General features: G+C 50.4%; 16 protein-coding genes and 2 tRNA genes. 6 read left to right on the plus strand and 12 right to left on the minus strand.

Going from position 1 to position 21,835, the window contains the following annotated elements; translation table 11 throughout:
* The first annotated feature begins 14 nt into the window (after positions 1-14).
* Positions 15-887, plus strand: a complete 873-nt coding sequence (gene araC / locus KKH3_RS06730) for an arabinose operon transcriptional regulator AraC (protein WP_039357268.1) — start codon at positions 15-17, stop codon at positions 885-887.
* 107 nt (positions 888-994) lie between these two features.
* Here the strand turns inward: araC and KKH3_RS06735 are convergent, their stop codons facing one another.
* The 5 genes from KKH3_RS06735 to mtfA form a co-directional block, all read right to left on the minus strand.
* Entirely contained in the window at positions 995-4,108 is a 3,114-nt protein-coding gene (locus tag KKH3_RS06735) for an efflux RND transporter permease subunit (RefSeq protein ID WP_039357271.1), read from the minus strand.
* Entirely contained in the window at positions 4,108-5,229 is a 1,122-nt protein-coding gene (locus tag KKH3_RS06740; RefSeq protein ID WP_139338689.1) for an efflux RND transporter periplasmic adaptor subunit, read from the minus strand. Before KKH3_RS06740 ends, KKH3_RS06735 begins: the two co-directional genes overlap by 1 nt.
* A 1,029-nt stretch (positions 5,230-6,258) precedes the next feature.
* On the minus strand, positions 6,259-7,515 hold the full coding sequence (locus KKH3_RS06745; protein ID WP_039357273.1) for a tyrosine-type recombinase/integrase: 1,257 nt from the start codon (positions 7,513-7,515) through the stop codon (positions 6,259-6,261).
* A 161-nt stretch (positions 7,516-7,676) separates the two neighbouring features.
* Positions 7,677-7,752, minus strand: a tRNA-Asn gene (locus KKH3_RS06750).
* Between the two features lie 110 nt (positions 7,753-7,862).
* Positions 7,863-8,660: a DgsA anti-repressor MtfA gene (gene mtfA / locus KKH3_RS06755; RefSeq protein WP_039357276.1), complete on the minus strand. Its 798-nt coding sequence runs from the start codon at positions 8,658-8,660 to the stop codon at positions 7,863-7,865.
* Positions 8,661-8,752: 92 nt separating this feature from the next.
* Here mtfA and KKH3_RS06760 point away from each other — a divergent pair.
* Positions 8,753-8,840, plus strand: a tRNA-Pro gene (locus KKH3_RS06760).
* 57 nt (positions 8,841-8,897) lie between these two features.
* Here the strand turns inward: KKH3_RS06760 and KKH3_RS06765 are convergent.
* Positions 8,898-9,284, minus strand: coding sequence for a lysozyme inhibitor LprI family protein (locus KKH3_RS06765; RefSeq protein WP_039357279.1), 387 nt, complete (start codon positions 9,282-9,284; stop codon positions 8,898-8,900).
* A 397-nt stretch (positions 9,285-9,681) separates the two neighbouring features.
* On the opposite strand from KKH3_RS06765, the gene KKH3_RS21635 reads away from it, so the two are divergent.
* Entirely contained in the window at positions 9,682-9,849 is a 168-nt protein-coding gene (locus KKH3_RS21635; protein WP_039357282.1) for a YqaE/Pmp3 family membrane protein, read from the plus strand.
* A 91-nt stretch (positions 9,850-9,940) separates the two neighbouring features.
* Here KKH3_RS21635 and KKH3_RS06775 read toward each other — a convergent pair whose 3' ends face one another.
* Together KKH3_RS06775 and KKH3_RS06780 are read right to left on the minus strand one after the other, a co-directional pair.
* Entirely contained in the window at positions 9,941-11,362 is a 1,422-nt protein-coding gene (locus tag KKH3_RS06775; protein ID WP_039357285.1) for a DASS family sodium-coupled anion symporter, read from the minus strand.
* Between the two features lie 146 nt (positions 11,363-11,508).
* Positions 11,509-12,858 carry a class-II fumarase/aspartase family protein gene (locus KKH3_RS06780; protein WP_039357288.1) on the minus strand — a complete coding sequence of 450 codons (1,350 nt, stop codon included), beginning with the start codon at positions 12,856-12,858 and terminating at the stop codon, positions 11,509-11,511.
* A 226-nt stretch (positions 12,859-13,084) separates the two neighbouring features.
* Between KKH3_RS06780 and KKH3_RS06785 the strand changes: the two genes are divergently transcribed.
* Positions 13,085-13,825 (plus strand): GntR family transcriptional regulator, encoded by a 741-nt coding sequence (locus KKH3_RS06785; protein ID WP_010308003.1) that lies wholly within the window; start codon positions 13,085-13,087, stop codon positions 13,823-13,825.
* 88 nt (positions 13,826-13,913) lie between these two features.
* Here the strand turns inward: KKH3_RS06785 and KKH3_RS06790 are convergent, their stop codons facing one another.
* Entirely contained in the window at positions 13,914-15,386 is a 1,473-nt protein-coding gene (locus KKH3_RS06790; RefSeq protein ID WP_039357292.1) for a sensor domain-containing diguanylate cyclase, read from the minus strand.
* A gap of 274 nt (positions 15,387-15,660) precedes the next feature.
* Here KKH3_RS06790 and KKH3_RS06795 point away from each other — a divergent pair, with 274 nt between their 5' ends.
* Entirely contained in the window at positions 15,661-16,575 is a 915-nt protein-coding gene (locus KKH3_RS06795) for a lipid kinase (RefSeq protein ID WP_039357295.1), read from the plus strand.
* A gap of 70 nt (positions 16,576-16,645) precedes the next feature.
* Here the strand turns inward: KKH3_RS06795 and KKH3_RS06800 are convergent, their stop codons facing one another.
* From KKH3_RS06800 to moeA, 3 genes are all read right to left on the minus strand, one after another.
* On the minus strand, positions 16,646-17,245 hold the full coding sequence (locus tag KKH3_RS06800) for a nitroreductase family protein (RefSeq protein ID WP_039357298.1): 600 nt from the start codon (positions 17,243-17,245) through the stop codon (positions 16,646-16,648).
* A 106-nt stretch (positions 17,246-17,351) separates the two neighbouring features.
* Positions 17,352-18,104 (minus strand): molybdopterin-synthase adenylyltransferase MoeB, encoded by a 753-nt coding sequence (moeB, locus tag KKH3_RS06805; RefSeq protein ID WP_039357301.1) that lies wholly within the window; start codon positions 18,102-18,104, stop codon positions 17,352-17,354.
* A 2-nt stretch (positions 18,105-18,106) separates the two neighbouring features.
* Positions 18,107-19,342, minus strand: a complete 1,236-nt coding sequence (gene moeA / locus KKH3_RS06810) for a molybdopterin molybdotransferase MoeA (RefSeq protein WP_039357304.1) — start codon at positions 19,340-19,342, stop codon at positions 18,107-18,109.
* Between the two features lie 582 nt (positions 19,343-19,924).
* Here moeA and KKH3_RS06815 point away from each other — a divergent pair.
* A complete protein-coding gene (locus KKH3_RS06815) occupies positions 19,925-21,826 on the plus strand; it encodes a dipeptide ABC transporter ATP-binding protein (protein WP_039357307.1) in 1,902 nt (633 codons plus the stop codon).
* Positions 21,827-21,835 lie beyond the last annotated feature (9 nt).

A 21,835-nucleotide genomic window follows, 5' to 3' on the forward strand; every position in this document is an offset into this window, starting at 1 on the left:
CTAGCGGAGGGTATATGGAACTGGATATTCACGAACTTTTACATTCTTCACCATTGTTCAAGACCTTTACCTTCAACGCCTGGATGGTGGCGGGCTTTACGCCGATTACTCGGGGTTCAAAACTAGACTACTACATTAACCGACCGCAAGGAATGAAAGGCTATATCATCAACCTAACGCAGCGTGGTCAGGCTAGGGCAAGAGCTGGAACGGGGTCGCTGCTATTTCGTGAAAACGATCTGCTGCTTTTCCCACCCGGTGTGCCTCACCACTACGGGCGTGATGAAAATAGCGAGCACTGGGATCATCTATGGATTTACTTTATTCCACGCCCTTATTGGGTTAACTGGTTAAAGTGGGATAACACCACTTATGGCATCGGTAAAACCACAGTGATGGATCAGCAGCAACTTAAAATTCTTCAAGATCTCTTTTACGCTGTGATTCTCGAACATAATGCTACGGCACCACTCTCCGAAGCACTAGCTATGAATGCACTGGAACGGCTTATTTTAAACTGTTTCCAGTTGCAGCCAATTGGCAACCAACACATACACGATCCGCGAATAAAAGTTATCTGCGAGTATCTGGATGAAAATATAGCTCAGGAAATTAAAATTGAAACGCTTGCATCAATGGTTTTCCTTTCTCCCTCGCGTCTTGCGCATCTATTCAAACATGAAGTGGGGCAAACTATTTATGCTTGGAGAGAGATGCAGAGGATTAATCGGGCAAAGTGGCTGGTGCAAACTACTACATTGCCCTTCAACAAAGTGGCGCTGTCAGTAGGATACAGCGATCCGGTCTATTTTACACGAATCTTTCGTAAACATAATGGCATCGCACCGGGAGCATATCGTAAGCACTATTCGACAATGAGAGGATAAAATAATAAAAACAAGATTATTAAACGTTTTAACTGGCCTAGCCTCATCACTCGATGAGGCTAGCGCTTGGACTATAGTGAAGTTTGAAAATAATGATTTTTTAATTGCTAATAATTGTTATGGGTATTTCCGAAAGCGCGGGCTACGCTTCTGACAATCACGAAAAACAAAGGCACAAAAAATATCGCAAGCAACGTAGCAGCAAGGGTGCCACCGATTATACCGGTCCCAATTGCGATACGGCTATTAGCTCCAGCACCAGTGGCTATAGCCAGTGGTACCACACCAGCGATAAAGGCAAGTGATGTCATCAAAATGGGACGCAGGCGAGTACGGGCCGCCTCAACAGTCGCAGCAGCAAGGGGACGACCATTTCTGACAGATGCTTCAGCAAATTCAACTATCAAAATGGCATTCTTGGATGAGAGACCTATGGTGGTGAGTAGTGCAACCTGAAAATAAATATCGTTGTTCAGACCCCTCAGCGATGCGGCGATAATCGCTCCCAGAAGTCCAAGCGGGATCACCATGATGACAGAGAAGGGCACCGACCAGCTTTCATAGAGTGCCGCAAGACAGAGAAAGACAACCAGTATGGACAGAGCATACAGGCTGAATGCCTGTCCGCTGGCCAGTTTTTCCTGAAGGGAAAGTGCACTCCAGGCCCAGGTTGTACCCGGAGGAAGGTTATTGGCGAGTGCCTCCATTTTCTGCATTGCATCTCCTGAGCTGAATCCTTCAGCACTGTCTCCCTGTATTTCGAAGGCGGCCGAACCATTGTATCGTGCAAGACTCTCCGGTCCCCAGGTCCAGCGGGCAGTGGCAATAGAGGCAAAAGGCGTCATTGCTCCATCCTCTCCCCGTACGAACCATTTGTCTAAGTCCGATGGCTTTGACCGGAATTCACCATCACCTTGAATGTATACCCGCTTCACGCGTCCCCGATCGATGAAATCGTTAACATAACTCCCTCCCCATGCAGCGGAGAGCGTGGTGGTAACATCACTAATCGGCAGGCCCAGCGCGACCGCTTTATCGTTATCTATGTCGATCTGTAACTGTGATGTTTCCGGCAAGACATTGGCCCGGATTGAGCGAAGTTCCTGACTCTGGTTTGCATCATCTATCAACTGGTCACGAAGTGACATCAAGGTACTGCGGTCTGTTGAACCGCTGGCCATCAGCTCAAAAGTGAACCCGCTGCTTTGACCAAGTCCCTGAACAGAGGGGGGGATGAGTGCAAAAATACGGGCATCGCGGATAGGAAATAACTGCTGTGTTGCCCGAAGTGAGACGGCTTCGGCAGAGTTTTCTCTGCCTTCACGCTGATCCCAGTGTTTAAGTTTGACGAACGCCATCCCGGCATTCTGAGCACTTCCGGTGTAATTAAATCCTGTGATGGTAAAAATGACTTCAGTATTGTCCTTTTCCTTGTCAAGGAACCAGGAGGTGATCTGGTCATTGACAGCATTTGTCCGGCTGGCGGTTGCGCCTGACGGGAGTGATACCTGCAGCATAACTTCCCCCTGGTCTTCGTTAGGGAGGAAACTGCCGGGAAGGCGCCACATCAGCAGACCCATAACAACTCCCATTGCGCCATAGACCAGCATTAACGTGAGGGGGCGACGAATAACCTGGAGTACTTTGTGGCAGTAGCGACGCTCTGTATTGCCATAGAAACGATTGAAAGCACCAAAAAATCCTTTATCACGGGGGGGACTGTGATGAAGCAGCGTGCCGCATAATGCAGGGGTGAGCGTCAATGCAACGACGACAGATAGTGTCATTGCAGAAATAATCGTGACTGAGAATTGTCGGTAAATGACGCCTGTGGCACCACCAAAAAATGCCATCGGCAGAAATACTGCGGACAGTACGAGAGCAATGGCTATCAGCGCACCGGAAATTTCGCTCATCGATTTTTCGGTCGCTTCTTTAGCAGATAGCCCCTCATCACGCATTATGCGCTCTACGTTCTCCACGACCACAATAGCATCGTCGACAAGTAGTCCAATAGCCAGCACCATCGCAAACAGCGTCAGCGTATTGATGGAGTAGCCAAACAAGGACAACACGGCAAATGTTCCAAGCAGTACCACTGGGACGGCCAGTGCAGGTATGAGTGTCGCGCGCAGGTTTTGCAAAAACAGGTACATCACAGCCACGACCAGCACGATGGCTTCGACCAATGTTTTGACGACATCCTGAACGGACAGTCTGATAAACTCAGTACTATCCTTTGGATAGGCCACATCATATCCTGCAGGCATACTGCGCTGAAATTCGGCAATCTTTTCCTTTACTCTCAGAGATGTATCGAGCGCATTCGCTCCCGGTGCCAGCATCACAGCAATACCAGCAGAAGGATGCCCGTTCAATTTTGCGGACATACTGTAAGATTCACTCCCCAGTTCTATACGGGCTACGTCGCCAAGCCTAACAATGGCACCTGTGCTGTCATGTTTGAGGATAATGTTGCTGAACTGTTCGGGGGTCTGCAGACGGGATTGTGCCCTCACAGTAGCCGTAAGTTGTTGCCTGTCAGAAGAGGGGAGTCCGCCAATTTTACCGGCGGAAATCTGAATGTTTTGCGCCCGAATTGCATTGGCCACATCTCCGGGCATCAGGGAAAAAGATGCCAGTTTTATAGGGTCAAGCCAGATCCGCATTGCATATTCACCCCCGAAAATTAGCAGATCACCCACACCATCCACTCTGGCTAAAGGATCTCGCAAGTTGCTGACGAGCCAATCGCCAATATCTGCACTGGTCGATGCATCGGTTTTGTCGTACAGCGCCATGATAAGTAAATAGTTTGACTGAGCTTTAGTGACAGTAACACCAGCCTGCTGGACTTCGGTGGGAAGACGGGATTCTGCTTGCTGAATTTTATTCTGCACCTGTACCTGTGCTGTGTCAGGATCGGTTCCCTGTGCAAATGTGACAGTAATGCTCACTGTCCCTTCAGATGAACTGCTGGAATTAAAATAAAGCAGGTTATCGAGTCCGGTTAGCTGTTGCTCAATTACCTGTGTCACACTGTTTTCCAGTGTCTGGGCTGATGCGCCGGAGTAATTTGCTGTTATTCTCACTGAAGGCGGAGCAACATCAGGATATTGCGCCACTGGTAGTGTGCGAAGTGCCAGTAATCCAGTCAGCATGATAAGAATTGATATTACCCAGGCAAAGACTGGTCGTCTTACAAAGAAACGAGAGAACATCAGGAGTTACCTCCCGGTTGCTTAACTTCAACAGGCCGAACGCTTTGTCCTGGGCTCGCTTTATCCGTTCCCTCAATAATCAACCGATCGCCGTGCTTAAGCCCTTTAAGTACAAGCCAGTTGTCACCTTCGGCATTGCCCGTTTCCACTTGCCGTCTTTCAACACTATTATCCTCAGTAACGACCAGTGCTGAAGCATTACCTTTTACATCCCGGGCAATACCCTGCTGTGGCGCAAGTATGGCATTTTCAAGGATACCTTCATTGATTCTGGCACGGACATACATACCCGGAAGCAGCAGATGCTGCGGGTTAGGGAAAATAGCCCGCAGAATAACAGAACCTGTTGACTCGTTAACTGCAAGTTCAGTTAGTTGGAGATGACCTTTTTCCGGATATACACTGCCATCTTCCAGAATCAGTGAAACGCTAAGGCTTTCTCCATTCGAAGATAGCGCTTGTTGACGAAGACGTAATAAGTCGCGGCTTGAACGTGTAACATCAACATATATGATATCGATCGCTCGAATGGTTGTCAGTGCTGTTTCCTGTTGCGCAGTAACTAGTGCACCAGGTGTTACAGAGGAAATTCCAATCCGTCCATTAATGGGTGCAGATACAGTGGTCCATTCCAGCTGTATGCGAGCACTTTCCAGCAACGCTGTTTTTTCTGACACACTAGCCCGTGCTTGCTCACAGGTTGCACGGGCATTATCTAGATCCTGACGGGCGATGTTATGTGTGTTTGCCAGTTCTGTATAGCGACGGGCTTTGGCGCAGTCAGCCAGCATAAGTGCCTGCACATTCTTAAGGGATGCAGTTGCCTGATTAAAAGATGCGCGGTAACTGGCGGAATCAATTTGATACAAGGGCTGTCCGGCTTTGACATCGTCACCTTCATTGAAAAGGCGCTTTTGGATTATCCCCCCCACCTGTGGACGAACCTCGGCGGTTGTGGAGGAAACAGTTCGTCCGGGCAATTCGCTGATGACAGAATAAATTTGAGCATTGAGGGTTGTCACTCCCACTTCAATTGGTGGACTACTTTGTGTTTGCGGTTGCTTATTGTCGCATCCGTAAAGTCCCGCGATTGCCATGATGGAAATGATTTTCAGATACATAATATTATCCAGAAGTTGAATTAACTAAACTTCCTCATTTTTCATGAGGTTAAGTGATGTTCAGTTTCGAAAACTGGTTGATAGACAGTTAAAGCAGCTAAGCGCATCTGATTCTTTTCATCAACTGCAGCTTAAGAAACGTATGATGAATCGGGATAATTCGTTCATTTTGATTACGAAACTAGGGTGCCATACCTTTCTTATACAGTACGGTTTAGTTTTGTGGAAGTCTCGGTATTGGTTAATGATTCATTCTTTCAAAGGGGGAAGGTCGTGTATCAAAATTTCGTCTATCACCAACATATGAGCCTAAAACCTGACGAAAACTATACTTATCAAGGTATTAACTTCTTTATTTTTAAAGGAACCATAGTTTGGTTCTGAAACTTCTGTAGCATTGCTGCCAGATCTCATTGTTTTGACTTTGTTTTAGAAACCGAGTTCAATCCCATCCATGGGAAATGGTAGTTTCTACCAAGCTCGTCTTTCCCGAGCCCTATCCTTTTCCATCTGCTGAACTCTCTCCACATCGCGGGCACGTTCTATCTCACGATTTCGTTCCCGGTTGCGTATACGATCGATTTCACGTTGCCGATCCGCTTCAAGAACCTGAGACTCATATCGTCGTTCCCCTCGACGATCATAATCATCATGAGGCACGCAACCGCTTATTGAGCATACTGATAGGAAAAATGATAACGGTAAAAATTTTTTCATGATTTCGCCTTCATTCATCAAACGTTCTCGTTGGAAGCAAATTGATGCTTACCTAAACCGACACAAAAACTCACCATTAAGAAACTCCACTTGCTAAAAATTTAAAGCTTGGCAGCTGCTTAGTGTGTTGGAGCCCAATGCAATTCAAATAACTGTACCGTACGGTTATGCTGAGGGCAATGTTATTTTTCCGTATTCATCTATAACGCACAAAGCGAATTACGATTAGAGATTTATTTTTGTAAAAAAGATCAACACTTTCAGCAAAAAGTAGTTATGCAGTTTTGACTTTTGTTAAAGGTGTATGCTTAATCATTTCGTTTTTTTGCCGCACACATAGGGTGGAATATAGGACTTATGGCAAATACCCAAATAATCGGACCACCATTGCATCATCTCTTTTCGGGCATCAAGGTATACAGCTTTGTGCATGTATGCTGCACGTACTTTATTGCGCTCCTGGTGACTCATCTGACGCTCAACCGCATCCTGCGCCCACAGTCCGGATTCCATCAGGGCACTACAGGCCATTGCGCGGAATCCGTGGCCACAGATTTCATCTTTCGTGTCATAACCCATCAAGCGCAACGCCTTGTTGACCGTGTTTTCGCACATGGGCTTATACGGATTATGGTCACCGGGAAATATCAGTTCCTGATGCCCGGAGATTTCCCTTATCTGTTTCAGAATAGTGATGGACTGACTGGATAGAGGAACGATATGCGGGGTACGCATTTTCGCGCCACGCCCTGAATAGCGGACTCCGGGGATGGACTCACGAGTGGCAGGAATGGTCCAGATTTTGTTTCTGAAATCAATCTCAGACCAACGGGCGAAACGCAGTTCGCTGGAACGGATAAACAGGTGCAGAGTGAGTGATACTGCCAGGCGGGTTAACTCTCGTCCTTGCTGGTAACCCTCAATGCGAGTCAAAAGTTCCGGGAGTTTTTCCAGCGGAAGGGCAGGGTAGTGGCGTTTGATGGGAGGGGCGATTATGCCATCCAGATTTGCCGCCGGATTGTGCTCTATCAACTCCTGATGCACAGCATGACGCATAATGTTGCACATATGCTGTCGGGTACGTGCCGCCACTTCCAGCAGACCTCTTTTTTCAATCCCTTTCAGCAGGTCGATGAAATGACGGGTTTTCAGTTCGGTGACCGGCAGGTGTCCAATTATTGGGAAGATATGATTGTTCATGCTGGCGAGCAGACGGGCGGCATGGTTCTCTGACCATGTTCGGTTGCTTTTATGCCAGCTCAATGCCACGGTCTTGAAGGTTTTTTCTGGTGAGGAAGTGGTTCGTTCAGCGGATCGCTGTTGTGCTGGGTTGATATTCTGCGCCAGCAATTTTCGAATACCGTCACGTTGCTGACGAGCGTCGGCCAGAGATACATCAGGGTAGGCACCTAAGCCGAGGCGGGATTCTTTTCTATTGATGCGATATTTGAGATACCAGAGACGTGAACCGCCGGGATTAACTAAAAGGTACAGACCATGAGAATCGGAAACTTTGAAGGGTTTTGCTGATGATTTTAAGTTGCGGATTTTTGAGTCGTTAAGAGACATTTGGGGGTCACTCCGTCATCGAACCAACTTGACCCCAAATCTGACCACCAAATTCTCCCGATGCGGAGGGTAAACTGAAAATCCATCGGGAAGACTTTTCACGCTAACCTATTGAATCTGAATCACATAAGGATTCGCAAAGCGGCATGAAAACAAGAATTTGGCTCCTCTGACTGGACTCGAACCAGTGACATACGGATTAACAGTCCGCCGTTCTACCGACTGAACTACAGAGGAATCGTGTGAACGGGGCGCATGATATCCGCCACCTGCGGTACTGTCAACGGCAAAATCAGCTTTATCGTCTGACTGTTTAGGCTGTGTACAATTCGCTGTTTTTTTATGAGCTAGTAAATGGATGGCGCACGGTAGTTGGTGCTGCTTTGCCAGTTTTTTAGACGGGCGAGCGGATCCTGTCGATAAAATTTTTGGAAGCAGCGGTAGAGGTCGGGGAAACGCTCTTCGAGAAGTTCGGGGGCGCTGAAAAAGTATTCTGACAGTACCGCAAAGCACTCTGCCGGATCGTGGACGGCGTAGGGATCCATGCTGGCCGCCTCTTCACCCACCAGATCGATCTCTTCCTGCATGGTATCCATCGCACCGTGCAGATGCTGTTCCCAGGCGGTAATCTCACGCAGCGGAATCAAGGGAACGCCGGTTGCTTCACCGCTGCTGCGAATATCCAGCTTGTGCGCGACTTCATGAATGACGAGGTTGAAACCGGAGAGGTCGAAGGAGTCCTGCACCTCCTGCCAGTTGAGAATAATCGGCCCCTGATCCCAGCTTTGGCCGGATTGCACCATTTTCCCTTTATGCACGAGCCCGATGTCGTCCTGCCACTCTTCCTCGACAATAAACGGGCCGGGATAAATCAGAACTTCATGAAAGCCATCCAGCGCATCCATTCCCAGCGACAACACCGGCAGAGAAAACAGCAGGGCGATGCGCTGCTGCATGATGTCCGTTAACACCAGCTCCTGCAACGGAATCAGGCGTTTTTGCTTCAGAAACTGATCGGCCAGGGCGACCAGTTTCTGGCGCTCTTCGTCGCTTAACGGCGCGAGGAGCGGGATGGAAATCGCAGCTTGCCAGTGTTCAAGCGTCTGCACCTGAGGTTGAGTGTTTTTCCACGGCCATTTAATCATTGTTATTGCTCGTTCAGTCGTCACTTGAATTTAAAGGCGAGGGCGGGTGCAGTTAACATGCCGTAAAAGTAGGCATCATGGCAACTGCTAAACGGAGAGATGCCGCAGCGGCTTAACGGATCAGTCTTGGAAACTGGAGTAGGGGCAACGCTACCGGGGGAAAACCTCCTCTCTCAGCCACTATTCAAACACTTGCCCCACGTTTAGTCTGTGACGCTTTCCACACTTGGCGGTGGCTTAAAGCGGGCAGCTCAAATCCCCCTCTTCACAACGTAGCATGGTTTTGAACTCTTTTACGCGCTCGGCGGTTTTCTGCGTCAGGCACTGGGAATACACCATGCCATGAACCGATCCTCCGGTTGTTGGGAAGGTCTGAAATTCACAGTCAGCGTCGCGGTACGCTATCCATTTTCTCTGTGCGGACTTGAGCAATGCCTTGTGTTCTTCATTAACGACCCGTTTTACGACATCCTGATAAAGCGTATTAAGCTCACCATCCACTTTTTTATATTCCTGAGATGCGCACTGATTCATATCGAGTTGTGTATTGGCGTTATTGCAATCTAAAGCAGCTGCTTGCGCTGTGGGCAATATAAAAAACAATGCAATGGCTAATTTTTTCATTATTTATCCTCTGTAAATAAACACTACGTATGACATTTATTATATCCGCCATAAGGCTAGCTGCACATAAACGGAATGACGGCATGCCGTTTTGCGAGTTTCTTGGTTAATGCGGCGTATCGCGTTAACCAATACGTCGTACTGAGTTCGGGGGCGATAACCTGTTCAATACCACCGACAGTGAGCCTCTCAACCTCGCTGGTCATAGCAGCTTCGGTGACTCAGCCAAAACGCCATAAACGGGGCGGGTCGAACCTACCGGGCGAAGGGATACGCCGCGTGAAACATGTAATGGCATGTTTTCTGCGAAGATTAGTCTCAATTATTCCGATGAATGCTGACAAATCCCGAACGCTGAACTATTTTCATAAGTAATTATCACGTTACGGAGGTTGACATGGGGTTTTGGCGCATTGTACTGACTATTCTTCTGCCACCGTTGGGCGTGTTATTGGGGAAAGGGATTGGTGGAGCATTCATTCTGAATATTATTCTGACGCTATTAGGCTATTTTCCCGGTTTGGTGCATGCGTTTTGGGTGCAGTCAAAAGATGATGGAATTTAATGGCTGAAAAGCTGAATGAATAATGGTCATGACGAAACAACGGGAGGCAAAGGGCCTCCCGTTATTTTTTGCGGACGTATAAGACCGACGATCAATAATAGCCAATGAGTTTCCACCACGCCAAACCGACGATAAAAATCAGGGCGACGTTAAATGTGACGATGCAGAAATTGATTTTATAGAAACGGTGCCGTTCAAAATATCCCTGAGCAAAATAGATCGGGCCAGGGCCACCGCCGTATTCGGTATTTCCCCACATCAGGTTGCTAAAAATCCCAAAACAGATGGCGACCATCATGGGCGGCGCGCCTGCGGCTATTGCGGTGGCGGCGAAGGGAGCATAGAGCGCGGCTACGTGACCAGAGGCGGTTGCAAACAGATAATGCACATAGATATAGAGGATGCCGAGAATAACGAAGGTTTCCATCGCGCCAAAACCCTGTATGGAATTACCTAGCTTAACGGTCATCCACTTGATGAAGCCGAGGTCAGACAATCCTGCGGCGAGGCTGATAATGACGCTGAACCAGATGACCGTATCCCAGGCTGCGCGATCGCTAAGTACGTCTTTCCACTGGATAGCCTGAGTGACGAACAGATAGGCAACTAATGCCAACCCGACGGACGTGGCGGAAAAACCGGTGATCAGGCTCGTGCCCCAGCCAAGCAGCGCGAGAATAAAGCCAAACGCGACTTTCTTCTCTGCCGATTTCATGCTGCCCAATTCCGCCAGCGACCGGCGTCCCATCTCTTTGGCTTCTGGCGTTTTTTTCAGTTCCGGGTTCAGTATTTTGTACACCAGCAACGGCATCAGGCAGAAGCAGCACATGGCGGGTACGACAGCGGCAATAAACCAGCCGCCCCAGGTAATCTCTACGCCTAGTGAGGTTTTTGCCAGGCTGCCGACGAGCGGGTTGGCGGCCATTCCGGTGAGGAAGATTGCACCGGTGATCGGAGTAAACTGAAAGCAGACCATGATCAGGAAGTCCCCGATCTTTTTACCGCTAACGCCGGGTGTTGAGCCTAATACTTCATTAATGGAACGCGCGATAGGAAAGATAATTCCCCCCGAACGCGCCGTGACGGATGGCATGGCAGGTGCCATGATGAGATCGGAAACGCCCAGTGAATACGCGATCCCCAGGCTACTTCCGCCGAATAGCGACAGCATTTTGTAGGCGATGCGTTTTCCTAATCCGGATGTCACAAAACCCAGAGAAAGAATATAGGCACAAAAGATGAGCCAGACGGTGCCGCTGGAAAAACCGGCTAGTGCTTTCGCTTCTGTTAATGTTCCAGTGAAAATAGTGATGCAAAGGACAAGCAGCATAATCGCGCCCGACGGCAAAGGCTGCGTCAATATTGCTGCGATGGTGGCGGCAAAAATCGCGAACATATGCCATGCCTGCGGCGTAAGGCCATCGGGAACCGGAGAAAACCAGATAATCAGGCCCAGCAGGAGAGGAATAATAACCGCGACTATTTTTTTCTTGGTGGATGATTCGGATGACATAACGTCTCCTTAATCGTGCAAGCCATTATTATCCGCTATCATTCCCGGCAACAGAGAGCCTGCCCAGACGCGTGATTATTTTGCGTCTGGGACGTATCTCTCTCAGTCTGTTAATTAGGGTGATACCGGATAATCGCCGGTGATGACTATTTTCTTTCCGTTTTATTTAATACCTGATCAACCATTTCAGGCGCGCTACCCAAATAATTGACGGGATTAGTCAGGTCTTCGATTAATTTGGGATCGAGTCGGCTGGAGACGCCAGGCATGGCATTGAGAACATCGGCCAGCGTGCCGCCTTTTTCATTCACGATACGGCAGGCATCGTAAACGATGTCATGGGCTTCCTGACGCCCTATATACGGTGCCAGCCCCATCATAACGGCTTCTGCCACAATCAGGCCGTTGGTCATATTGAGGTTTTTCAGCATCATTTTCTCATCAACAATAAGACCGTTTAGCATGAACTTGGCCTGATGAAGTGCGCCCGCAGAAAGAATGAAACTTTCCGGAATAGCGATCCATTCTGCGTGCCATGGGCCTGTGGCGCGTTCCAGATCTTGCACCATCGCATCCAGCATTAACCCTGCCTGTTGGCGAACGCCCTTGGAACAGGCCAGCATCAGTTCGCTGGAAATAGGGTTACGTTTTTGCGGCATGGTGCTGCTGGCTCCACGGCCTTTGACAAACGGTTCATACAGTTCGCCGAATTCGTTTGAGGCCATCAGCATGACGTCATAGCCAATTTTCCCCAACGAACCCGTGATTACTGCCAGCAGGTTGACGGCTTCGGCAAATCCATCACGAGCAACATGCCAGGTTGAGGTCGGTACGCCCAGGCCAAGCTCGGTCATCAGCGCTTTTTGTACCGCGAGTCCTTTGTCGCCCAACGACGCCAATGTCCCCGCAGCCCCCGCGAACTCGCCGACCAGTACGCGAGGGCGCATCTGGGCTAGGCGCTCGGCATGACGGTCGAACATATCCAGCCAGATGGCGGCTTTGTAGCCGAATGTAATCGGTAATGCCTGTTGTAGATGGGTGCGTCCAGCCATTGGCGTATTACGGTAACGCGCGGCCAGTCCGGCCAAAATAGAACGCAGGGCGTCGATATCCGCTTCAATTAACGCGAAGGCATCACGGATTTGCAGCACCACGGCGGTATCCATAATGTCCTGTGTTGTTGCGCCCCAGTGTACATAACCGCCAGATTGACCGGCCTGTTTGGAAATCTGGTGTACCAGCGGGAGGATAGGGTAGCCCACAATTTCTGTTTCGTGGCGCAGTAGCTCAAAATCGAGCGTGTCGGCGTTACAGCTGGCCGTAATTTCTGCGGCAGCGTCTTCTGGAATTACACCACAGCGCGCCTGCGCGTTGGCCAGAGCGATCTCTACTTCTACATACTTACGGATGAGTTCCCGATCATCGAAGATCGCCCGCATTTCCGGGGTACCAAATGAATCACGGAATAGGACTGAATCAAGCACATTCGAAGCCATAACGCCTCCTGAAGCGAGTGTATTAGTGATAAGATGCGGGCCATATCCGCAATAAAATGAAGCGTGTTTCCGTTGATAATTGATATGGCCTGAAAGAATTAATATACGGACAGGTTTAAATGTCCGTACATGTTGCGCTTATGACAACATGTACGGACAAGTTAGGGAAGCAGCTGATTGTCATTTTGTGATGCAGGGCATCAATATTGATTAAGAGCGTGAGCCGATGAAAGAACCCTTGTATAAGCGTATTGCCCGTGAACTCAGCCAAAATATTACGCTAGGCCAGTATCCGGCGGGGTCGTTAATCCCCTCCGAGCTGGAGCTCTGTGAGCAGTATCAGGTCAGTCGGCATACCGTCAGGGAGGCGCTGCGCGATCTAACGGAGGCGGGGTTGTTATCCCGTCGCAAGGGCGTGGGCTCCGTTGTTGTCGATAATGATGAAAAGCGCGAACGCAACCATCCTCTGGCTAGCCTTGAGGATCTGTTCGTGCTGGCAAAAACCAATCTGCGCGTCGTGAAGAAGATTGATGAAATCGTGGCGGATGTTGAACTGGCGCAGATCATCGGCGGCAAGCCGGGCGATCGCTGGCTGCATATTGCCAGCATTCGTGAAGACAGCGAGAAAAAGGATTCCCCGATCTGCTGGACTGATAGCTACGTTAGCCCGGATTATGCCAAGGTCAAAAGTCTGGTGCGCAGCGATCCGTTTGCTTTAATTAGCGATTTGATTGAAAAGCACTACGGCGTGCAGGGGGAAGAAGTGCGCCAGACGATTTCTGCCGTAGGTGTTCCGGCCAAAATAGCGAAAACGCTGGGCGTTGACGTCGGTTATCCGGCATTAAAAATCATCCGCCATTATCTGGACCGCTCGGGAAATGTCTTTGAAACCACGGTGTCGATCCATCCGGCAGACCGATACACCTGTTCTATTACGCTGAAACGACAAACGGGAAACCGAACGTAATCCGTTTGATACCTTCGCTGGTTTTCTATCGATATGTGCCTGCGTATTCATGCAGGCACGATTCCTGTTGCGATTGCCCTGACGGCTATTACGCCGAACTTACCACCCGATTACGCCCCTGCTGTTTGGCCTGATAAAGCGCGATATCGGCGCGGTTAATCAGCATACTCAGTGTCTCGCCCGCCCGATATTCAGCGACACCGCAGCTGGCCGTTACCTTAATGGTTCCTTCACTGTAGGGAATCTGGGCTATCTCAATACTGTGTCGTAAGGCTTCGGCACGCTGCTGCGCGGCGTTGATATCGCAATCGTCGAGTAGAATAACGAATTCCTCGCCTCCCCAGCGGCAGGATTGATCGCTGGAGCGGGTTTTAGTCGACAAGATGGCGGAAACCTCTTTTAAAACTAGATCTCCGACGTTGTGGCCGTACTTGTCATTAATTTTCTTAAAGTGGTCAATATCAATAAGAATCAGGGAGAGTGATTTGTGCTGGAAGGCACTTTTCGTACCGAGACGGTGGAATAAATAATCAAATGCCTGACGGTTCATCAGACCCGTTAATTTATCGGTGGTCGCCATCTGTTCCAGACGACGTTGATAGCCGCCAATAGTCAACCACAGCAGGAACAGAAAGAGGACGCTGACGAACGTGCTGATACCCAGATTTTTAAGCAGCGTGGTGAACAGGCGTTTTTCACTGGGGTGACTGGTTTGCTCAACCATCAAATACCAGCCGAATTCAGGGATTAGCCGGGTGTTGAGGAAGATATGTTTCTCGTTGGACTGATATTCATAAGCACCGCCGGGGGAAGTCAAAATCGTGGTCGCGATCCGGTTCAATCCCTGCTGTTGTTGAATTTGCAGTGGGCGGGAATAACTTTCTCCATGTAGTGTAATGTTGCCTTCTTTATCAATGAAATAGATTGTCCGGTTATAGCGCTGTTCGTATTTTTCAATGAGATGTTTAACGCGCTCAACCGGGATGCCTACGCCAGTAATGCCAATAAAATTATCTTCATAATCCATGACTTTGTGGTTGATGAAAATATCCAGACGCGTGCGGTCTTCAGGGTCGAGGCGGAGATCGATGGCATAAGGCATATTGTCCGATAAGGTTTTGTACTGAAAATACCATTGGTCGTCTGGGGAATCTTCCGAGACGGTTTTGATAATACGCTGAGGATCGTAGTAGCGTTTGGTTTTATCAGAAATGAAAAACGAAAATACAGTATCGAAACGGCGATCGATTTCCCTTAGATAACGGAACATGGCCTGTGGATCGCTTTCGTCTTTCAGTACCCAGTCGCGTAAAAAAGTATCGTGCGCCATCAGCGACGAAATAAAGATAGGTTTTAACAAATCCTGCTGGATTTCCGAATAAACGTTATCGCTGGTCAGTGGCAGGGTATTTTCTTCGATCTCTTCTTCCAGAGCTTCTTTAGCCACTTCATAACTGGTCCAGCTAATCACCAGAAAGGCGGCGAGCAGCATGGAGCCGAATATTATGATTGCGCGTGTTTTGTCCAGCCAGCGTGAGTGATTGATGAATCCAGTCTGCAAAATAATCTCCCCAGAGAATCATTGATGAGATAACTGAGTAAATCCCTGTGTTCACATAGAAATGGTGATGCAACGTTTTACTGGAATGACGTTATGGAACAGTGGGTATAGGAATCGCTGACTCGTAGAATTCAGTATAGTGGTTCCCGTGTGGAAGTATTAGCCACAGATTGCCGGAACGTAATGTTTTGTATTTTATTGTGGGCTTGTTAAAGCTCCCTTGCCGGTTTGATTATCCCTATGGTTAGATTTAATCAATCAATGATGTTGGTGGATGACGATGAGCCATTATTCAGCAGCGAAGGAATCAGGCCCAACAGCGCTTTTATTTATTAATAAACATGCGCGTAACGGTGATTCCTCCGCTCGCTATGTGAAAGAATTATTACAACAAAGCCAGATCAGCATCGTCGAACCGGATGAAAAAGACACGGGGTCGTGCAGCGATATCATACGTGCGTATGCGGATCGGGTGGATTTTGTGATTATCGGCGGTGGCGATGGCACGCTGAATGCAGCCGCCCCTGGCCTGGTGGATACGGGATTGCCGTTGGGCGTGCTGCCATTAGGGACGGCGAATGACTTTGCCCGTACGGTGGGGATCCCCAGAGAAATTCGGCAGGCCGTGCAGGTTATCGCTAACGGGCAGCGGCGCGCCGTTGATTTGGGGGAGGTCAACGGGCATCTATTTTTTAACGTTTCCAGTATTGGGTTTTCTGCTGCATTGGCGCGCGGGCTGTCGGCGAAATCCAAGAAACGATGGGGAACATTAGGCTATGCGCTGGCGGCCTTTAAGCTCTTGAAACAAAGTCGTCCTTTTCGCGTGGAAATTGAGCATGACGGTATCAAAGAGCGCGTGAGAACGGTACAGGTGTCGGTGGGAAACGGGCGTTTCTACGGCGGTGGCATGGCGGTAGCGGACAGTGCTGCGCCTGATGATGGTCGACTGGATGTCTATAGCCTGGAGGTTTCTCATTGGTGGGAAATGGTGGCACTGATTCCTTTTATCCGCAAGGGAACGCATGGTCGCTGGCGCAAAGTCCGCGCTTTTTCCGCCAGAGAACTGACGTTGAGTACCTCAAAGCCGCACGACATCAATGCCGACGGCGAGCTGATTGGCAAAACGCCAGCGGTATTCGGGATCAGAGAAAAGGCGATTCAGGTTTTTGCGCCACCGGTGCCTGATTAAAGTTTGAACGCAAAACAAACAGGGACACCGCATGGTGTCCCTGTTTGTTTATCAAGAATGAATCAGCGGATTATTTAAATACGCGGAAACGCTCTTCAAAGGAAATATAAGTTTTCTCACCAGCGGGTTGCTCGATTGAGCCAAATGGCATTTGAGCACGCAGCTTCCAACTGGCTGGCAGATTCCACTGTGCTTTAACATCATCGTCGATCAGGGGATTGTAGTGCTGGAGCGAGGCACCAATTTTTTCCTGCGCCAGCGTAGACCACACGGCAAACTGAGCAATTCCGGTTGAATGTTCAGACCAGACTGGGAAGTTATCGGCATAAAGCGCGAATTTTTCCTGTAGTGCCTCAATCACGGCGGTGTCTTCAAAGAACAGGACGGTACCCGCGCCAGCGGCAAAGGACGCCAGTTTGCTTTCTGTTGGGGCGAAAGCGTCCGCCGGTACAATTTTCTTCAGTTGCTGTTTAACAATATCCCACAGTTTGTGATGCTGCTCGCCGAACAGAATCACAACGCGTGAGCTTTGTGAATTAAAAGAGGAGGGGCTTTCATTAACGGCTTCGGTAATGAGGGCGGTAACCTGATCTTCTGATATCGGTAATTTATCGCCGATGGCATAGATTGAACGACGGGCCTTGATTGACTGCAAAAAAGCATTACTCATGGTGTGTTCCTCAGTTTACGTTATAACTTACCTTGATACTGTGTCACTGATGTTCGCCGTATTCAATGGCTTATCGTGCCGGATGCCAATCTTCCCACTTTCTGCTTTATCCGCCACAGATTTCGCAGTGCGGATTTTTCGGCAGCATTATTTCGCGAAATTGCAGCGTCATCGCATCGAACATCAGCAGCCTTCCTGTGGTCAGCCTGCCGTAACCGGTCAACAGCTTAATGGCTTCCATCGCCTGCAAGCTTCCGATGGTACCTACCAGCGGCGACATCACGCCTGCTTCGACGCAGGTCAGCGCATTGGCACCGAACAGACGGCTGAGACAATGATAGCAAGGTTCATCAGACTGATAAGTAAAGACGCTGAGTTGACCTTCCATCCGAATCGCCGCCCCGGAGATCAACGGTTTCTTGAGCTGAAAGCCAATACGGTTTAGGCGGTTGCGAATGGCAACATTGTCGGTACAGTCCAGCACGGCATCGTGTTGGCTGACCAGCTCGCTCAACGCCTCGTCATCGAGATCGCCGTCAATCGTATCGAGCGAAAGATGCGGATTCATGTCGGTTAGCGTCAGACGCGCCGATTCAACCTTCGCCATCCCGATACGGGTATTGCGGTGCAGAACCTGACGTTGCAGGTTAGATAGAGAAACGGTATCAAAATCCAGCAGTGTTAAATGGCCGACGCCCGCCGCGGCAAGATACTGCGCGGCAGCACAGCCTAGCCCACCGAGCCCGACAATCAGCAGGCGTGAAGCCTTCAGCTTTTCCTGTCCGTCAAAATCAAATCCGCGTAGCACAATCTGTCGATTGTAGCGCAGCATCTCTTCATCACTCAGCTCCGGCAGCATACTTAGTGTCCCAGCAACGCGTTGAAGGGCTCGATGTCGACCCATTCGCCAGCGGCGACGCGACCGCGGTCTTGCTCCAGTACGATGAAGCAGTTACCGAGGCTGAACGAGCTGAAAACGTGTGACCCCTGATGTCCAGTGGTTCTCACTTCCAGTTCACCCTGCGCGTTACGGCTGAAAATGCCGCGCTGGAAATCGGTACGCCCCGGTGTCTTTTTCAGTGTGCTGGTAGTTTTGACGCGAACACGCGGCGGCAGTCGCCATTGTGTATAGCCAGACAGACGGGCCAACAGTGGCTGAACCAGTTGATAGAACGTCAGCGCAGCAGAAACCGGATTCCCCGGCAGGCCGCAGAACCAGGCGTGTTGCAACTTGCCAAAGGCGAAGGGTTTACCGGGTTTAATCGCCAGCTTCCAGAAATGGATATCACCCAACTCATCCAGCATTTGCTTGGTGTAATCCGCTTCACCAACGGAAACGCCACCGCTGCTAATCACCAAATCGGCAAGCCGGTCAGCCTCGTGGAATACAGCGCGCAGCGCGGCCGGATCGTCACGGACAATCCCCAGGTCGTGCACCTCGCAGCCCAGCTGTTCCAGCATCAAACGGACGGCGAAACGGTTGGTGTCATAAATCTGACCGTCTGCCAGCGGTTCGCCGACGGGTTGCAGCTCATCACCGGTTGAAAACACCACAACTTTCAGGCGGCGCACCACGTCAATCTGCGCAATTCCCAGTGACGCCAGCAGCGGCAGCTCGGCTACGCCCAGCTTGGTGCCTGCGGGTAGCACGCTGGCTCCCGCCTGAATATCTTCTCCCGCCAGACGAATATTCTGGCCGGGTTTTACCTCATGGGGAAAGCGAATACCGTCCTCGCTGACGTCAGCTTCTTCCTGCATGATCACCGCATCAGCGCCAGTGGGAATCGGCGCGCCGGTCATGATGCGAATGCAGGTTCCGGCAGGCCATTCGCCGGTAAAGGGGGCGCCAGCGAAGGCTTTTCCAGCCAGCGGGAGCGGTGAGGCAGCGGATAAATCGGCGCAGCGTACGGCATAGCCATCCATCGCGGAATTGGCGAAAGGCGGGACGTTAATCGGAGAGGCAATCGCATGGGCGCTGATCCGTCCTGCGGCGTCGAACAGGGATACGCGCTCTGTCTCGGTAAGGGAAGGAACCTGAGAAAACATGTTTTCCAGAGCGTGTTCAAGAGTCAGTAAACCTGCGTTAACGCTTTCCATCTTCACTCCACAGTGTGTTTCATCAATACGACTAATTTTATTAATATGACTTATTTCATCAGTAAGCATCGTGTTCCGGCAATGCGTCATTCATGGGCGAAAACCCGTTTCCTATGCCAATATTAATTATGTCAGAGTTCGTCACGGGGGTGAATGTATGCAGGTCAAGGAACACGGCTTTTATACCCGTCATACTTGCGCTCACGCACCCGAATCATTTACCTGAGTAAGATCATCGGGACGCCTTCTCTTGCCGCCTGCCTGAAACTCGGATTATTTAGGGTATAGCGCATGAATTCTTGTTAGGCACGGAGCGGCAGGGTCATGGCGTAAAACCGCGGCCTTCTGCCCACACGTTGAACCATTTCGGGCAAACGTGAGCGGATTTGCAGGACATATTGCCCCTGATTACGTGTCTTTATGGCAATTAACTTAATGTTATAAAAGAAATTTTTCACCGTGCCGATTTCAGTTTCCGCTTTACATCATACTTTGCGCTAAATATAGTCGAAAATCGCTGATAATTTGTCCCTGACCGCGTTGCGCTGATTCCAGCCGCATTTATATGGAGATTCGCCGTTCATGTCGCCCAAACAGGATCATTTTGCCTCGCTGTCTTCCCCTGTTCCGGGGCTGGTTTTGCCTGAAAAACGGGTGGTAGAGGTGCGCAACCTGAGTGTCTATTTCGAGCAGCAGGGGCAGCGCACCGACGCGGTGCGTAATTTGACGTTCTCTGTCGATCGGGGAGAAACGCTGGCTATCGTCGGGGAGTCGGGATCGGGCAAGTCGGTCACGTCGCTGGCGCTGATGCGTTTGGTTGAGCATGCGGGCGGTGTGATTCGCCAAGGAGACCTGCTATTCCGTCGCCGTGATGGGCATGTGCTGGATCTTCGCGGTGCCCGTCAACGGGTGATGCGCACGTTACGTGGTGCGGATCTGGCGATGATTTTCCAGGAGCCGATGACGTCGCTGAATCCGGTTTTTCCCGTCGGCGAACAGATCGCCGAGTCGATTCGTTTGCATCAGGGGATGGACAGGCGCGCTGCGCGGGCAGAAACCTTGCGCATGCTGGATTTGGTAAGAATACCGGAAGCACGCAACGTGCTGGATCGTTATCCTCACCAGCTTTCTGGCGGCATGCGCCAGCGGGTGATGATTGCGATGGCGCTCTCCTGCAAGCCCTCGCTGCTGATTGCCGATGAGCCGACCACCGCGCTGGATGTCACCATTCAGGCGCAAATTCTGCAACTTATCCGCGTGCTGCAACGTGAAATGGACATGGCCGTCATTTTCATTACCCATGACATGGGGGTAGTGGCGGAAATGGCCGATCGCGTATTGGTGATGCACCGTGGAGAGTGCGTTGAAGCGGGGAGCGTTGGGCAGATCTACACGGCACCCCAGCACTCGTATACGCAGGGGCTGCTGGCCGCGGTACCGGCGTTAGGGTCTATGCGCGGCCAACCTTTCCCAGAGAAATTTCCACTGCTGGATCAAAACGCGCGGCGTATTGCGGACAACGTACCGCAGGATACCGTTCCCGCACACGCGGATCCGATCTTGCGGGTGAGTAATTTGGTTACACGTTTTCCTATTCGCAGCGGTTTATTGAACCGCGTAACCAGACAGGTGCATGCGGTGGAAAACGTCAGCTTCGATCTCTGGCCGGGTGAAACGCTTTCACTGGTTGGCGAATCGGGATGCGGCAAGTCCACCACCAGCCGTGCATTGCTCCAGTTGGTTGAAAGTCAGCGGGGCGAGATTACCTTTAACGGTCAGCGAATTCATCAACTGAAAGGTGTCGCATTACAGCACCTGCGGCGTGATATCCAACTGATTTTTCAGGATCCCTATGCATCGCTGGATCCTCGTCTGACCGTTGGGTTCTCGATTATGGAACCGTTGCTAGTGCACAACATTTGTCGCCGACAGGAGGCAGAAAAGCGTGTTGAGTGGCTGTTGTCGCGCGTAGGGCTGGAGCCCGAGCACGCCAGGCGCTACCCGCATGAGTTTTCCGGCGGCCAGCGGCAGCGCGTTTGCATCGCCAGAGCCCTGGCGCTAAATCCTAAAGTGGTGATTGCGGATGAAGCCGTATCTGCGTTGGACGTGTCGATTCAGGCACAAATCATCAACCTGATGCTGGAATTGCAACGTGAATTCGGCATCGCGTTTTTGTTTATTTCACATGATATGGCGGTGGTTGAGCGTATTAGCCATCGTGTGGCGGTGATGTACATGGGGCAGATTGTCGAGATTGGTTCACGGCAAGATGTATTCGAACGACCTCGGCACCCTTATACCCGCAAGCTGATGTCGGCAGTACCGGTTGCCGATCCCTCACGCCGCCAGCGTGAGCAGGTACTGCTGGTTGATGAAATACCCAGCCCGATTCGGGCGCTTGGCGACGAGCCGACCACGGCGCCTCTGGTTCAGGTCGGTGAGCGGCACTTTGTTGCTCACCATCCAATAGCCGGCGCGTATTGACAGGGATTC

Origin of the sequence: Pectobacterium actinidiae (assembly GCF_000803315.1) — a bacterium.
GTDB classification, from domain to species: Bacteria; Pseudomonadota; Gammaproteobacteria; order Enterobacterales; family Enterobacteriaceae; genus Pectobacterium; species Pectobacterium actinidiae.